This is a genomic window from Mycoplasma bradburyae, assembly GCF_024338845.1.
Taxonomy (GTDB): Bacteria; Bacillota_I; Bacilli_A; order Mycoplasmatales; family Mycoplasmoidaceae; genus Mycoplasmoides; species Mycoplasmoides bradburyae.
The window spans coordinates 1-16,737 of the sequence record NZ_CP101414.1 but is presented as its reverse complement, the minus strand read 5'-3'; the positions used below and the strand labels follow the sequence as shown (position 1 = coordinate 16,737).

The window sequence follows — 16,737 nt, the reverse complement described above, 5'->3', positions numbered from 1 at the left end:
ACTATTAAGATTTTTATTTCTAAATATTTCCTATTAATACTGATTGCAATTTATTTTGAAAATAATTTTAGCAATATAGTTGCTATTCTTTTAAAAATTCGAGATAAACACTTACTACTTATTGTAAGTAACACTTATTTATTTATCAGTTGATTAAGTTGCACCTTATCAACTTAATTAACAAGCATTTTAAATCTTAGTAAGCAAAAATATAAGATCTTTTTTCTTAGATACAGGACGATAGAAAATTATATTCAATCAATTTTCTATCGACATTATTAATATTTTTAATGACGATATTTTTAATCTTGCTAAGAAGTTTAGTTAAGTTATGTGTCTTTTTATCGCAATAAATATGATATCTATTTACCCCTATAGAACTAGATATAGCTATACTATTTCTATAAACAGATAAGAATTTAATTAATTTCGTCATTTATTTTAGCCCCTTTTATCAAATCAAATACCTGATTTGACTAAAACAATTTTAGCAAGATTTTAAAAAGTAAAAAAGCTTCAATTTTTAATTTCAGTATGTGATGATAAGCTTAAATAAGTTTAAAACCCTTTTATTTAGTTGTAATTTTGAGAAGAAAAATATATGAAGATTTTTTTCAAATTTTTAAATGAATATTATTTTTTTATTTTCAAAGTTTATTTAAGCTATAAATTTAATCTAAATAAATCTAATTATATTTAGATATGGATATAACTAGACAATAGTAATAATAATTACTATTAAATATTGTTATTGATGGTAGGTTGGTGACTATTTTATTCTTATAATCTATAATTAATTAATTTAAACATATTAGGTAATACAATAAATGTCATCAAAAAATACCTGATTTAAGTTATTATGTGGATTAAGTGCTATTAGTTTTGTTGTTTCGTCTTGTAGGATGGAATATGCTTCATCTTCAAAAACAGCAATTGATGCTTTTAGTGCTCTTAAGAAAGAAGATATTATTATTGACTTTAAAGTTAGTAAAAGCAAAACTTTGCCAAGTCAAATTAATAAAAAGAATTACTTTAATTATATAAATTTCAGTATTGCTGATGTTAATAGTGATATTGAACTGAATAAATTTAATTTTGATGCTACAGGGTTCCAAGCTAACGATCAAAGAGGTGAGTTAAGCTTTAAATTAAATGTTTCATTAATTAATGATGCAGATGGAACGAATTCTGAACCAAAAGAGTTTAATTTAAAAATAACCGAATTAAAAGCTACAGGAACTAGTTCTAATACCGATACAAGACCAACTGATAATAGCCCAAGTAGAGATGAATCTTCATCAAATAATAATAATGTAGAAGATGCAAACCCTAGCACAGAAACAGGCGATAACCCAGGGTTAACACCATCAATAACTCCTGGTAGTGGGGGTGGTGTTCCGCCAACGTTTCCAAGGTTTCCAAACGGTTTTCCGATAGGACCTACTAGAAGTTCAGTTTTAGAAAAAAATAGTTATCCTTCATATGTAGATAGATTTACTGTGGTAGATAAGAAGAAAATATATGAAGAAATTTATGATAGAACGTTTTCTATTAAACCTGGTACATTAATAAAATCTGGTCAAAGCGATTTACTTTTAACAGATCAGGGTACAGGTTGAGTTTTAGATTATGCTAAAAATCAAAGCAACAATAATCAATTGAAACTATTTATAGCAACCAACCTACATGTTATTGGTAACTATGGAAACACAAATGACAAGAGCTTTGATGAAGAATTATCATACAGTGACCCAACAGGTGTAAAACCTGGTGGTTTTGCGATAGGTAAATCAAGCAAAACTCCTTCATTTGAAGATCAACATAATAAATTGCCTGCAAGCGAGTTAAAAGAAAAAGTAGGTAACATGATTTATTACGCTAATGTGGATAAAGAAGATTATGCAACATCTAATAAGAAAGGCGATATTGAAAACCGACAAACTACTGCTTTCTCTAACCCTAAAATAGTTTTTGCTGCTGTTGATTATCTAGATGACACTGCTTTAAATCAATATAAACCTCAAATCGATAGAGCTTGAGAGTCTTGAAAAGAGCAAACTAGAAATAAAATAAATAACGCAAATGGAGCTTCTAGCTCAGGTACATCGATTGCTCAAGAAGAAATTGACAGACTTAATAAATTAATGAGTTACAGCGGTAAAATATCATTTTATACAGATTTCGGTATTTTAGAACTTAATGTTGATTTATCTAAAGCTGACGAAACCTTAAAGGGTTGAATCAACAAATCTACAACTGCTGTTGATAATTATGTAAATAGAATAAAGATGTCTCCTGGAAAAATTCCTAATTACGACTCAGCAAAAGGTAACTTTTTCCCAACTCTAGATTACATGAGTAAAAATTTAGGACTTGCTCCTAAAGATGATGTAGGAAATTATGGATTAGATACTGCTAAAAATATTTACATAGCAGGTTATCCATTTGATAACGGTTCTAACTCATCTTACTGAATGCAAAATAATCCTATCGAAAGATATGGTGAAGATAAAACATCAAAATCAAATAGATGATTAGCTGAAAAAGACAAAATTGCAAACAAGGATTTATTTGCAGTAGAAAAAGGCGGAATAAACACTAAAACCTATTACGATATAAATAATTTACAGATATATACTAAATTGTGAAATAGACCATTTATAGATCGTTATGGAATTGACTATCAATCTAAGTTCTCTTCATTATATTTTGGAGCTTCAGGATCTGTAGCATATAATGAATTTGGTCAAATAGTCGGAATATATCATAGTCTTGATGTTTCGTCGATATCATATGGAGATGTGTTGGGTGGCGGAGCTTTTGCTTCGTTTGTACAAGCTGCTGATATTCCTACATTAAGTAATTCATCAATCATTAATTATGGTTATAACTTAATTGATAATAACGGTTTTCCTCATCAAACTAGATCATATAGAAGCAACTTGAAAAAAATGTATCCAAACGGATTTACATGACCATCAACATCAGGAACAGATGTAACTAATAGTACCAATAAAGTAACAGCAATCTTCCCTAGCGGTTATTAATCAATAAAAAAAGGTTAATCTTAGAATTAACCTTTTTTTATTCTTTCTTAAACATAAAACTATCTTTTAAAAACATTAACTAAATTTTTGGATATAAATATCTTGATTTTTAAAAATTAGTTATCTTATCTTAATCTTTATTATATTTTAAGCATGCTAAGAATACTTTATTATTAATTAATCTATAATTAATTAATTTAAACATATTAAGTAATACAATAAATGTCATCAAAAAATACCTGATTTAAGTTATTATGTGGATTAAGTGCTATTAGTTTTGTTGTTTCGTCTTGTAGGATGGAATATGCTTCATCTTCAAAAACAGCAATTGATGCTTTTAATACTCTTAAGAAAGAAGATATTATTATTGACTTTAAAGTTAATAAAAGCAAAACTTTGCCAAGTCAAATTAATAAAAAGAATTACTTTAATTATATAAATTTCAGTATTGTTGATGTTAATAGTGATATTGAACTGAATAAATTTAATTTTGATGCTACAGGGTTCCAAGCTAACGATCAAAGAGGTGAGTTAAGCTTTAAATTAAATGTTTCATTAATTAATGATGCAGATGGAACGAATTCTGAACCAAAAGAGTTTAATTTAAAAATAACCGAATTAAAAGCTACAGGAACAAGTTCTAATACCGATACAAGACCAACTGACAATAACCCAAGTAGAGATGAATCTTCATTAAATAATAATGTAGAAGATGCAAACCCTAGCACAGAAACAGGCAATAACCCAGGGTTAACACCATCGATAACTCCTGGTGGTGGGGGCGGTGTTCCACCAACGTTTCCAGGAAATTTCCCATTCTTTGGTCCAACAAGAGAATCTTTCTTGAAGAAAAACGAATATCCTGCTTATGCAAATGATAAGTATAAAGTTGTTGATAGAAAAACAATTTTTAAAGAAATTTATGACAGAACTTTTTCTATTAAACCAGGCGCATTAATAAAAGATGAAGAAGAAAATAAAGAATTATTGGTAGTAGATCAAGGAACAGGTTGAGTTTTAGACTACGCAAAAAATCCTAAAAATAATAATCAATTAAAACTTTTTATAGCTACTAATTTACACGTTATTGGTAATTATGCAAATACGAATGACGATAATTTAGATACAAAGCTTTCTTACAAAGATCCAACTGGGGTAAGACCAGGCGGATTTGCAATCGGTAAATCAAGTAAAACTCCTTCATTTGAAGATGAACGAAATAACTTACCTTCAAAAGAATTAAGTGAAAAATACGGTCACATGGTTTATTATGCAAATAGCAATGAATCTGATTATTCAAATTCAACTGGAGGACTTGTAAACCATAAAACAGAGTCATTCTCAAATCCTAAAATAGTGTTTGCAGCAGTTGACTATCTAGATGATCATGCTTTAAATCAATATAAATCTAAAATAGATGAATCTTGATCTAGAACAAAAGAAGATATTCGACAAAAAATAGCTGCTGCTAAATCTAATAGTTCAGGTTCTGCTTTATATGCTCCAGAAGAAATAAAACGCTTAGAAAAATTCATTAGTTATGAGGGTAATATTTCATTCTATACTGATTTCGGAATTCTAGAACTAAATGTTGATTTATCTAAAGCAGATACAACTCTTCAAGGCTGAATAAACAATGCAACTGGTGCTGTTGATTCTTATGTTAAGAGAATCAAAGAAACTCCTAATATCCCTAATTATGATTCAACTAAAGGTAATTATTTCCCTACATTAGATTACATGTCTAAACATTTAGGTTTAGCTAAAAATAGACCTGAAAATGAATTTGGATTAGATAACGCAAGAAACATTTATATTGCAGGATATCCTTATAATAGCAACGCAAAAACATCTTATTGAATGCAAAATAACCCTATTGAAAGATATGGTGATGAAAAATCACAAGATGCTAATCCTAGATTAAGAAGAGAAGATTGAATAGCTAACAAAGATTTATTTAATGTAGAAAAAGAATCATTTAACACTAAAACTTACTGAGATATAAACAACTTAAGTATTTATACTAAGTTATGAAATAGACCTTTTATTGATCGTTATGGATTTGATTATTCTACAAGATTTTCTTCTCTTTATTTCGGAGCATCAGGATCTGTAGCATACAATGAATTCGGACAAATAGTCGGAATTTATGATAGTGTATCTAGTAGAGTTAATTTTGGTGATAATTTATCCAACGGTGCTTTTGCTTCATTAGTTCAAGCAGCTGATATTCCAACATTAAGCGATCCAACTATTATCAATTATGGATATAACTTAATTGATAAAAATGGTTATGAACACCAAAAAACTTCATATCGCAGTAATCTAAAACTATTTTATCCTAATGGATTTACTTGACCTAATTCGACAACAAATTCAATTGATTCATCTCCTGAAAATAAAAAGACGGCAATCTTCCCTAACGGATATTAGTTCAATACAAAAATAAAAACTCATTCTTTTAGATGAGTTTTTATTTTTTTAATAAAGATTAATATCTATCAAATATTTATAATAGTTAAAACAAAACTACATATTATTCTTATAATTTAGATCTAGAATAATAGGTGCATGATCCGATACATTTAATACTAATTGAATATCGGTTGGTTTAGGATATTTTTTAGCTTTATCAGATGATAACCAAGCATTAAGTGTTTTTTCTTTATCCCAAATCTTATCATTAAACGCATTAATGACATCTACCTTATAAGGAATATTTTTATCTTTTAAGATATTAGATTTGTTAGCGTCATATACGAACCATTTATCATAAGAATTAGCATAATAATTATTATTGCTTATTGTGGTTCTATAATATTCTTTATTATCATTAAAATCAATATAGTTTAATGAATATTCATTTGAATCAAATACGCTATTGTTAGCTTCTTTAATATTTGTATCAGCAGCACCGATTATGTCAGTGTTTGGATAAGTTGCTTTAAGTGAAGTAAATACTGTAGCAATTGCTTTTGCTTCACTTATTTCTTGTCCACCTTGACCTCTATACCCTTTAGCATTAGCTTCGTTATTCTTAGAATTAGCTCCAGGAGCATCAAAATGACCAAAGAAAGTTATAAAACTGTAATCATAGCCTACAGTTTTAAACTTAGTGTATCAAAGCGGTCTAGTATAAGTATCATTAGGATTAATTGAATTAGATGTTTCTGGTTGAACTACATTATTTTTATAAAGAATAGCAACAGATTCTCTAGATCTACTAAAATTGACATTAAAATTATTTCCACTAAAGGTGTAGCTTCAAGAAGCACCTAAAGAATTAGCGACATTTCTTACAATGTCTTCGTTGTTGTAATTAATTTCAGTTAAACCTACAACATCAGCATTAGATTCTTGAATAGTTTTAACAATATTCATGAACTTATTAGTGCTAGGTGTGTATTTATTACCAAAATTAAGGACATTTCAACTAAGTAATCGTAAATCGCCTACTTTTTTATATTTATTATTGTTTGAAACATTACCATTGGTAGGTTGTGTTTTATCATCTAATTTAGTGGTATTTTCTGATTTGTTTTTATAAAAATTCGTATAAACATAATACCCACCAAACCCTAGAATAAGTATTAGTAACAGTAATATTATGCCTGTTACTACTAATTTATTATTAGTTTTATTAACCCTATTATTATTTTTCATAATCTGATGCTAATTATCTTGTTTTTTTACATTTGCTCTGGAGCACTGATTCCAAATAATTTTAAAAGATAGTTTATTAATATTTTAATTGATTTAGCTAATGCTAATCTTGTATATTTAATATTATCTTCTTGGTTTAGAATTTCATGAGAGTTATATCAGCTATGGAAGTTCTTAGCTAATGTATAAACAAAGGTTAATAACTTATTAACATCATAAGTTGTAGCTACATTATGAACATAATATTCAAAACTAGCTAAATGGTTGATTAATGTTCTTTCAATATCAGAATTTAATAAACTTAAATCAACTTTAGAAAAATCGATTTTATCGATTTTTGTTAATAGTTTATGAATTCTTGCGTGAGCGTATTGAACATAATAAACAGGATTCGAACTATCTTTTTTATTCGAGATATCAACATCAATATTAATACCGCTAGTTCAGGATTGGTTAAGCATAAACCATCTAGCAGCATCTTTAGATAAGAATTCCAACATATCAGGAATACTAATAGCATTACCTAAACGTTTAGAGAACTTAATTTCTTTATTGTTTTGCAATAGTTTAACCATTTCAATAAGAACAACAATAAAATTACCTTTTGGTACTCCTGATAATTCGGCTGCATATGTTGTTCTTAATACGTGTCCGAAATGGTCAGCTCCTCAAACATTTATTAAACGGTTAAAACCTCTTTTATATTTTAGATAGTGATTAGCAATATCCGTACCAAAATAAGTAGGAGCTTTATTTTCTTTAAAAATAACTCTATCCTTATCATCACCACCATCAGTTGTTTTTAATCAAACAGCACCGTCTTTGTTATAAATATGATCTTTTAGTTGGTTATCTAATAGTGCTTGTAATGTGTTAGATTGATATACAACTTTCTCGCTAGTTCAAACATCCATATTAACACCAATTAACGCTAAGTCTTGTTTAATAAAATGAAGCATTTTATTAGTACAATATTCGATTAGTTCGTTAGCGATTTTTTGGTCAACTATCTTGTTATCAACAATCTCAATATCCTTGTATTTATCGCCAAAATCTTTGATAATTTCATCTGCCACAAAAATAGGTTCTTTTCCGTGGTAAGAATCTTCTGGCATAGCGTATTTAGTTACACCCAATTTTTCTAAATAACGAATTATTGAAGATAGGGCAAATAAATTAACTTGGTTACCTAAATCATTAATCCAATATTCCTTGGTTACATTATGTCCAACTGCTTTTAAAATATTACCTAAAACATCACCAGTAAAAGCATTTCTTACATGTCCTAGATGTAAAAATCCAGTAGGATTAGCTGATACAAATTCAATATTAATTGAATCTCTCTCATTTTCTGGTAATTTGTTAATCTCGTAATCTTGGTTTTGTAACTCTTTAATTATTGATAGTTTATCAGTATTGCTTAAAAAGAAGTTAATAAATCCTGGTTTTGAAAAAGTAATTTTTTCAAATTCATCTGGATTGATTTTTCCAATGATTTGATTCGCAATTTCTTCTGGGTTTTTATTATCAATTTTTGATAATACCATAGCAATATTACTACTAAAATCACCAAACTTAATATTTTTTGTTTGTTGAATTAAATATTCAACATTACTAGGTAGGTTTAATTCTTCTAATGCTTGGTTAACGCACTTTTTAATTTTTGTAAAAATCATATTTATTTAGATATTTTTATTATATTTACTTTAACTTTTTAAAAACAACAAAACTACTACCAGCCCCTGATAGTAATACATGGTTATTATGTTTTTTTAGTTCTTTAAAGGGTTGATATAATTCCGGAAACAAACTAAAAAAAGGTTTTTCTAAATCGTTTAAATCATTTGGGTTAATTTTTGAATGATCTAACAATTCAAAAATTCTTTTTGTGCTTGGTTTTTTATTGTTAAAGATAATCTGATCGATTTCATAACCGTCAATGTTAGAATCAATAACTACGTCACCAAAGTTTTTTATAATCGCACATTCTTTTAATGATATGAAAAAAGGAATGTCACTACCTAATTCTGTGGCTATATCGTAATAAGGGATTTGGTTTTTTATATTTCATTCTTGATATATTCAATTAATTAAAACAGCAGCATTACTAGAAGCCGAACCCATACCAGCAAGGGTTGGTATTTTCTTAATTACTTTAACCCTGAAATTAAATATTTGGTTAAGTTTTTTTTCTAAATATTTTTTAGTTCTTAATAAGATATCATCACTAAAAACTAAGGGTTGGTTTTGTTCGTCAAAATATTCAATCTGCGTATCTTTAGATCTTTGCAAATAAATATCATCGTAATAATCCTTAGTAATAATTAGTTTAGAATCTAAAGTATGTTTTTTTATTTCAGGGTGGTAAGTTTTTATTTTTAAATAAAAATTGACCTTACCATAGCTACGATAATAATTCATACAACCTGAACAATTGTTCTTTTGATAACTCTTGAGCTCTTGAACTTTCTTTAAGTTCTAACCTATTAAGGCTTTGTCTAATTAGTTCTGGATTGTAATTATTTTTTAAGTTGTTTAAAATTGTTTTTCTTCTTTGTAAGAAAATCAATTTTAAAAACTTCTCATATCCCTCATTAAAATCTATATCTTTTTTTTCTAAAAGTAATAAAGTTGATTTAATTTTTGGCTTGGGAATAAATGAATTTTCATTTATTTCAATAACTTTCTTAACGTCTAAATGATATTGACATAATACACTAAAAGATGAATAGTCTTTAGAATTGATTTTAGCTAATAACCTTAAAGCCATTTCTTTTTGAACCATAATAATGGCTGTTCGATAACTTGATAAAATAAATTTCTTAATTAACTTAGAAGAAATATTGTAAGGTAAATTACCTACCATTGCAGGGTTGTTACCAAGTTCATCAAATATTACATCTCATTCAATCTTTAAAGCATCGTTATGGGTTATTTGATCTTTAAGTAAATCATTGTTAAGGTAATTAAATAATTTCTTATCTAATTCAATCGCATGATAATTAGTTTTATGTTGTTTGATTAATTGTTCACTAATAGCTCCTAATCCTGGACCTATTTCCAATACTTTTGAAGGATTAGTGTCATTAACTGTTTGCACAATTTTATTAATGATATTAGTGTCAATTAAAAAATTTTGCCCTCTTTCTTTAGAAGGCGAAAATTCATTATTTTTTAAGAAATTATTAATTTTGTTAATCAAGTTCACGATTCAGAATTTGATCTAGTTTAGATAATGTTTTAGTTTTTTGTCTACGTTTAATAATGAAAACGTGAGTAATGTAAGATTGCAGAATTGTAAATATTGAGTTTAGGAACCAATATAATCCTACAGCAGAAGGAGTAATAACTGGGAAGAACGCAAAGACACAAATCATGATTCATTGAATTCTTCTTGTTTTCTTAAGTTGTTCTAAACCTTTTTGTGAAGTTGTTTTAGCATTTCTATTTCTCTTAGTAGCTCAACGTTGTGGTAATCATTGCGAAATAATTTGCATAGGAACAACTAATAAAACGAAGAAAATGTAAACCCAATTATGTGAAATATCTGAGATGATTTGCGAACCAGGTGTCACTGATAAATCTCAAATACTAAATAAAACTGTCGCTTTAATTGGTCTTGTTAAAGAAACCATTTTAAAGACAATTAAGAAAATTGGTATAGTAATGAATGCTTGAACGAATAATGCTGCAGGTTTAATCTTGTGTTTACGATAAAGTTGCATCATTTCGATTTGCTTCATCTTCTTAGATTGCGAATCATTAGCATTCTTATACTTAGCATTAATCTCAGCTATCTTACCTTGAACTTCACCCATTCTTTCAGTATTTAATGTAGAGTTTAAGGTAATACCGATCGTAATTAATCTAATGATAAACAGTAAAACTAAGATCCCTAGAATTGTATTAAAACCGTAATCAATTCCCTGATTAAGAGGAACTCTAGTTTGATAAATAATAGGTAAAACAATTTGGGTAGCCGGTCACACAAACCAAGCTAAAAACGGACCATATGATAGTTCGTAATCTGAAAAAGTAAAATAAGGACCTGAGTTGCTTGTCATTAAATCATAACGATAATCTCCGGTAGTCCCATAACTATAACCCACTTCTAAACCTACACCTAATTTCGGATTGGTTACAGTTCAACTTTCAGAATAGTTTTGAGTACACCCTCAAAGCCCAACTACGGTAATAAATAAAAATAAACAAATCTTAAAAAACTTTCATAAATAGTTAAAAGTTTTCTTAACATTTGGATTTATTTTTGATCTTTCTTTAACTGTCGCAGCACTCCAGAAAGGATTAAACGACTGAGTTACAATCTCAGAATGTATTTTACTCATTAAATTAAATTTGCTTTGAATTTTTGAATTAATCTTTTATAAGTATCAAAGAGATCTTTTTTGTTTTCTAGATAAGTGTTATCTAAATAACGACAATTATTAACCTTGATTAAAAGATTTAAACTCTTATTTCAATCAGTAAAATCAGACAAGAAACTTCTTACTTGTCGCTTTATTTTGTTTCTTGTTACTGCTTTACTAAAAAGTTTTTTGGGCACAACGATTCCAATTTTAGCCTTGGATTCGTTGTTTTTTTTAGCAAATATTACATAAGTATTTGAGTAATATTTGCTTTTTGTTTTAACTATTTCTAGAAAATTAGTTGTTTTCTTTAAACTATTTTCTCTTTTCATTTAAAGATTATCTTGCTTGATCAGAAACAGTTAGAATGTGTCTACCTTTTCTTTTTCTAGCAGCTAATACAGCTCTACCTGAAGCAGTAGCCATTCTTGCTCTAAATCCGTGAGTTTTAGCTCGTTTTCTTTTATTTGGTTGGTATGTTCTTTTCATAGCTATTTACAAATATACATTAATAAAAATACCAAGCAACGCTTGATATTATTTAATTTATTATAACGAAAATAATTATTTTTTGCTAACTGATCTCTTCATTAAATGAAGAATTGTAGAAAGATTCGTATAAACCTTTTTTAGCTATTAATGTTTCATGGTTGCCTTCTTCAACAATTTCACCTTCTTGAATTACCAAGATTTTATTAGAATTTTTGATTGTTGATAATCTATGAGCTATCGCAAATGTTGTTCGATTATTCATTAATTTATCCATCGATTCCTTAATGACTTTCTCTGTTCTACTATCAATATTTGAAGTAGCTTCATCGAGCACCATGATTGCTGGATTCATTAAACTTACTCTAGCAATTGCTAACAATTGTTTTTGACCTTGAGATAAACCTTCACCATTGTTTGTAATATGCGTATCATATTCATTAGGTAAATTCATAATAAAGTCATGAGCATTTGCTAATTTAGCAGCTTCAATAATATCTTCTAGCTTAGCATCTTTATTACCATAAGCAATATTCTCGCGAATAGTGCCTGTAAATAATTCAGTCGATTGTAAAACAATACCTACTGTTTTACGGATTGAATTAATATCTACTAAAGTAATTGGATAATCATCAAAGAAGATTTGACCATCGCTAACATCATAGAAACGATTAATAAGGTTAGCAATCGTAGTTTTACCTGAACCAGTTTTACCTATTAAAGCGATCTTTTCGCCTGGCTTAGCATCAATATTAATATTTTTTAATACTTGCTTTTTACCATCATAAGAAAAACTTACATTCTTAAATTCAACTTTGCCTTTAAATGGTTCAATAACATCATTAACAATTCAACCTAATTGTTTAGTTCATTTGTTAGCTTTAACTCATTCACCTTTTTCGTTCTTTTCAATGTAATCTAGAATAATCTTACCTTGATTAACTTCAATAGGTTCATTAAGCATAGAATAGATTCTTTCAGCACCAGCTTTAGATTTAGCAAAGAAATTAACATTTTGAGAAATGTTTGCTAGTGGACCTATGAACGCTCTAACTAATGCAATAAATGAAACAATAACACCAATTGTTAGTTCTTGACCAAGAAGTTTGTTATCAGCATATTTTTCATGTAATGCAACACTAATGATGGCAATGATAATGTAGATAACATTTGAATAGTTAAACATCACCGGAAATACGATAGAAGCTAAAACATTAGCTTTTTTCATAATAGTTGCTTGTTTAATATTAGCTTTCTTGAATTTATTGATAACTGTATCTGAATAATTAAATAAATTAGATACTGTTTGGTTTTCAATGTATTCTTGAATTACTCCGTTAAGATTAGCGATCTCTGTTTGATTAGCAATAAAGTTCATTTTTGTTTTCTTACCAAAGAAAGCAAAAAACACCATCATAGGTAATAATAAAACCAAAGTAATCAATGTAAGCACCACGCTAGTACTCAACATAAACGCTAAGATTGTTATGATCTGAACAATCGCTTGGAAACTTTGAGGAATTATTTGAACAATTAAACTTCTTATTGTATCAACATCATTCGTGTAATAACTCATGATATCGCCATGTTTAGTAGTATCAAAATACTTAATTGGCAATTGTTGCATATGAGCATACATGTTGTTTCTTAATTTAAATAAAGTTACATGTGTTGCTTTAGCCATTATCTGACCCGAGATAATGGTTGATATTGTCCCGATTAAGAAGACTGATCCAATAATAGATAAGTATTTTATTAGATTGCTAAAATCTAGTTCTTCATTTTTGCTTTGTTGTTCTAATAAAGGAACTATATATTCATCTACTAAACCTTTAATAAAATTACTTACTAATACTAGTGATACTGATGAAATAATTATGAAGAAGAATGAAATTAACAACATTCATTTGTTGTTTTTTCAGATAAAACGAAGCAATTCGTTAAAGTATTTTTTCTTATTAGTTTTGTTACTCATATGATTATTGCTCGGTTTGAGATATGTTGATTTCGCGATATAATTCACAATTTTGAATTAAGTAATCGTGGGTACCATTAGCCACAACTTTACCGTTGTTTAAAACATAGATTTCATCAGCATTTTTAATAGATGAAATTCTTTGTGAAATTAAAATTTTGCTTGATTCTTTGAAATCATTATTGAAACTTTCTTGAATCAGGGCATCTGTTTTAGTGTCTAGTGCAGAAGTTGAGTCATCAAAAACAAGAATTTTAGGTTTTTTGATCATTGCTCTAGCAATGCAAATTCTTTGTTTTTGCCCACCTGAAAAATTGGCTCCGTTTTGTTCTACTTCTGAATCAACATTATTAGGTAATTTATTAATAAATTCTTTAGCTTGTGCTTGAGAAATTGCTTTATTAATATCATCATCTGAGTAGTCCTTACCCATCAAAATATTTTCTTTAATCGTTCCTGAATAAAGAATGTTCTTTTGTGGAACAATTCCGATTGTTTCTCTTAATGTTTCAAGACTGTACTCATTAACTGGAATATTGTTAATCAACACTTGACCTTCATTAGATTCATAAAGTCTTGATAATAAATTAACAATACTAGTTTTACCTGAACCAGTAGGTCCGATAATTCCGATTGTTTGACCTTGTTTTATTTTGATATTGATATTTTCGAGGTTATAGTGTGGATTATCATCAATATATTTAAAACTAACGTTTTTAAATTCAACATCAAAATTCTCAATAGTTTTAATAGGGTTTTGTTTATTTTTGATATCAATCTTTTCAGTTAGTATCTCAATAATACGATCTTTAGATGGTTTAGCAGTGATAATCGTTACATAAACAAATGTTAATAATAATAAGTTTATTAGCATTTGGAAAGCATAAGCTAAAACAGATGTTAGATCACCGATATTAAGACTACCAGCAAGAATATCCTTGGTTCCGAATCAAGCGATAGCTATTGATAAAGAATAAATACACAGTAATACAATAGGTTGAATTAAAGCACTGATTTTTTCAATTTTTGTAAAGTTTTTATAGATAAAGTTAGTAACTCTATTAAACTTTTTAATTTCGCTATCTTGTTGGTGATACGACTTAACAACTCTCATACCTGAGATTGATTCTTTGGCTAAATTATTTAGTTCGTCATATTCTCTAAACACTTTTTTGTAATCGCCGATGATCAAGCGATAAACAATAGTTATACCTAATAAAATAATCGGAATAACTACTAATGAAGATACTCCTAGTTTTCAACTAGTTATAAGCATTAAAATTAAAGCGCATAAGAAAACTGAAAATCCTCTTATTGCCATTCTAAATGATTCAATACTTGTTTGAATATAGTTAATATCTGTTGTCGTTCTAGTAAGAACACTAGCTTTATCAAACTTGTCAATGTTTTTAGCTGAAAAGCTTTGGAATCTTGTAAAAATATTAACACGTAATTGCTTAGCAAATTCTACAGAAGCAACAGTAATAGATCTACCCCCAATAAAACCAGAGATAAATCCTACTACTGCTATTCCAAGTAATATTAATGAATATTTTGTTAATGCTTCTTTGTCGTTTGCTATAATTCCGTAATTAATTAAATCTGAAATAAAGTAAGGCACTAATACCGTTGTTAAACTTTCAATAAGAAGAAAAAACGGTACAATCGATATGTGAAATTTAAAAGATTTAGTAGCCTTATATAACAATATTTTAAGCATATTTATTAAATCTATTTAACACTTTAATAATTATATTATTAATATAGTTTAGTACTTTTTTTAAATTTTTCTATATCTTAATTTTTAAAGATATCTATAAAACTCTTCATATTTGGATCGTTTTCGATCCCTTCTTCAACCTTTTCAATAGCGTGTTTTACCGTTGTATGGTCTTTTTTTAACAATTTTCCAATTTGACTTAAATTTTGATTATATATAGTCTTAAGAATGTACATACAAATATGTCGTGCTTGTACGATATCTTTTTTTCGTTTAGAAGATTTTAAAGCATCTTCATCAATATTAAAATGGTATTTGATTTTTTCAAATACGTATTTAGGATCTTTAGATAAAATTAAATCACGTCTATTAGTCACTTTTTCAATGAAGCTTTTAAGGATCTGTTCTTTTGTTTTTGTAGAACTATACATTTGATTCATAAAAATAAGTTTAGCTACTGATCCTTCTATTTTACGGATATCTCCTTCATCGAAGTCAGATATTTCTTCAATTAAGTGTTCATCAATATAGTTGTCTAAGTTATTCTCTTTGAATTTTTGCTTGAAGATTTGAATGATTTCCTTTTTAGTGGGTTTATTTATTTTTACATTAACACCTCTTTGGAATCTTGAAATCATTCTAGCGTTTAATTTGTCTTGAATTTCTTCTATTCTGCAATCAAGGGTTATAACTATGTTCTTCTTTTGATCTACTAGAGAGTTGAAAATTGTAAAGAATGTTTCATTAGTTTTAGGCCGATTCGATATTATCTGAACATCGTCTATCATCAAGAGATCATAATCTTTGTATTTAGATTTGAACGATTCTATATGTGTAGGGTCTGGAGCAATTATTGATTTTAAAAATTCAGAACCAAAATCATCTGAAGATAAAACACAAATTTTTTCCTCAGGAAATAAGCGTTGTCTTTCGTTTGCTATAGCTTGGAGTAAGTGACTTTTACCACAACCAGGCTTACCTTCAATTATTATTGGGTTCCAATTAATATCCGCAGTTTTGTCTGCTACCTTTTTAGCTAGATAAACTGCTTCTTCATTAAATTCAAATACTAAATAATTATCAAAAGTCAACTTATCTTTAATTCCTCTAGATAAAGGATTGATTTTGTATTTTTGTTGTTTTTTCGAATGCTCTAATTTTTCTTTTAATAATTCGGATTCTTTTTTATTTAATAAATTAATGCGTTTAGTTTCTTTAATGTATTTTTTTCATTCTAGAGATAGAAAATCATTAAAAACAACGGTATTTTCCGCATTTATTAGATGTTGAAATTTGTTTTTAAATTCGTTGAAAAAATATTGACTTTCGAAACATAAATAAATATTGTCATTCTCTTCAGAAATAAATTCAATATCTTTAATGAAAGCTTCCAAGAGTTCGGAATTCATTTCATTAAAATTTGTTGATATTTTTTCCAAAAAAGTTCGCAGTTTATCTTTCATAGAATTTTTACCC

At 27.8% G+C, this 16,737-nt stretch carries 12 protein-coding genes and 1 pseudogene; 2 read left to right on the top strand and 11 right to left on the bottom strand.

Annotated features, from left to right (window positions below; all coding sequences use genetic code 4):
• Positions 1 to 827: 827 nt before the first annotated feature.
• Together NMG68_RS00060 and NMG68_RS00055 are read left to right on the top strand one after the other, a co-directional pair.
• Entirely contained in the window at positions 828 to 3,047 is a 2,220-nt protein-coding gene (locus NMG68_RS00060; protein WP_255034672.1) for an MIP family Ig-specific serine endopeptidase, read from the top strand.
• A gap of 222 nt (positions 3,048 to 3,269) precedes the next feature.
• The gene (locus NMG68_RS00055) at positions 3,270 to 5,480 is read left to right on the top strand and encodes an MIP family Ig-specific serine endopeptidase (protein WP_255034671.1); all 2,211 of its coding nucleotides are present in this window, start codon (positions 3,270 to 3,272) and stop codon (positions 5,478 to 5,480) included.
• Between the two features lie 96 nt (positions 5,481 to 5,576).
• On the opposite strand, the gene NMG68_RS00050 is transcribed toward NMG68_RS00055, so the two are convergent.
• The 11 genes and pseudogenes from NMG68_RS00050 to NMG68_RS00005 all read right to left on the bottom strand — a co-directional run bounded on the left by NMG68_RS00050 (position 5,577) and on the right by NMG68_RS00005 (position 16,724).
• Entirely contained in the window at positions 5,577 to 6,710 is a 1,134-nt protein-coding gene (locus NMG68_RS00050; RefSeq protein WP_255034670.1) for an MnuA family membrane nuclease, read from the bottom strand.
• A 26-nt stretch (positions 6,711 to 6,736) separates the two neighbouring features.
• Positions 6,737 to 8,386, bottom strand: a complete 1,650-nt coding sequence (argS, locus tag NMG68_RS00045) for an arginine--tRNA ligase (protein ID WP_255034669.1) — start codon at positions 8,384 to 8,386, stop codon at positions 6,737 to 6,739.
• A 25-nt stretch (positions 8,387 to 8,411) separates the two neighbouring features.
• Complete coding sequence (locus NMG68_RS00040; RefSeq protein ID WP_255034668.1) at positions 8,412 to 9,131, bottom strand: GHMP family kinase ATP-binding protein; 720 nt, start codon at positions 9,129 to 9,131, stop codon at positions 8,412 to 8,414.
• Positions 9,115 to 9,912: a 16S rRNA (adenine(1518)-N(6)/adenine(1519)-N(6))-dimethyltransferase RsmA gene (rsmA, locus tag NMG68_RS00035; RefSeq protein ID WP_255034667.1), complete on the bottom strand. Its 798-nt coding sequence runs from the start codon at positions 9,910 to 9,912 to the stop codon at positions 9,115 to 9,117. The genes NMG68_RS00040 and rsmA overlap by 17 nt, the downstream gene beginning before the upstream one ends.
• Positions 9,905 to 11,056 (bottom strand): membrane protein insertase YidC, encoded by a 1,152-nt coding sequence (gene yidC / locus NMG68_RS00030; RefSeq protein ID WP_255034666.1) that lies wholly within the window; start codon positions 11,054 to 11,056, stop codon positions 9,905 to 9,907. The genes rsmA and yidC overlap by 8 nt, the downstream gene beginning before the upstream one ends.
• On the bottom strand, positions 11,056 to 11,409 hold the full coding sequence (gene rnpA / locus NMG68_RS00025) for a ribonuclease P protein component (protein ID WP_255034665.1): 354 nt from the start codon (positions 11,407 to 11,409) through the stop codon (positions 11,056 to 11,058). The genes yidC and rnpA overlap by 1 nt, the downstream gene beginning before the upstream one ends.
• Positions 11,410 to 11,416: 7 nt before the next feature.
• Entirely contained in the window at positions 11,417 to 11,566 is a 150-nt protein-coding gene (rpmH, locus tag NMG68_RS00020) for a 50S ribosomal protein L34 (protein WP_255034664.1), read from the bottom strand.
• Between the two features lie 85 nt (positions 11,567 to 11,651).
• Positions 11,652 to 12,332 (bottom strand): ABC transporter ATP-binding protein, encoded by a 681-nt coding sequence (locus NMG68_RS03910; RefSeq protein ID WP_392391118.1) that lies wholly within the window; start codon positions 12,330 to 12,332, stop codon positions 11,652 to 11,654.
• Positions 12,333 to 12,608: 276 nt separating this feature from the next.
• Positions 12,609 to 13,469 (bottom strand): annotated as a pseudogene (locus NMG68_RS03905) (ABC transporter transmembrane domain-containing protein); the annotation flags it as partial.
• 76 nt (positions 13,470 to 13,545) lie between these two features.
• A complete protein-coding gene (locus NMG68_RS00010; RefSeq protein WP_272416742.1) occupies positions 13,546 to 15,261 on the bottom strand; it encodes an ABC transporter ATP-binding protein in 1,716 nt (571 codons plus the stop codon).
• Positions 15,262 to 15,338: 77 nt separating this feature from the next.
• Positions 15,339 to 16,724, bottom strand: a complete 1,386-nt coding sequence (locus tag NMG68_RS00005; RefSeq protein ID WP_255034661.1) for a DnaA ATPase domain-containing protein — start codon at positions 16,722 to 16,724, stop codon at positions 15,339 to 15,341.
• Between the last annotated feature and the right edge of the window lie 13 nt (positions 16,725 to 16,737).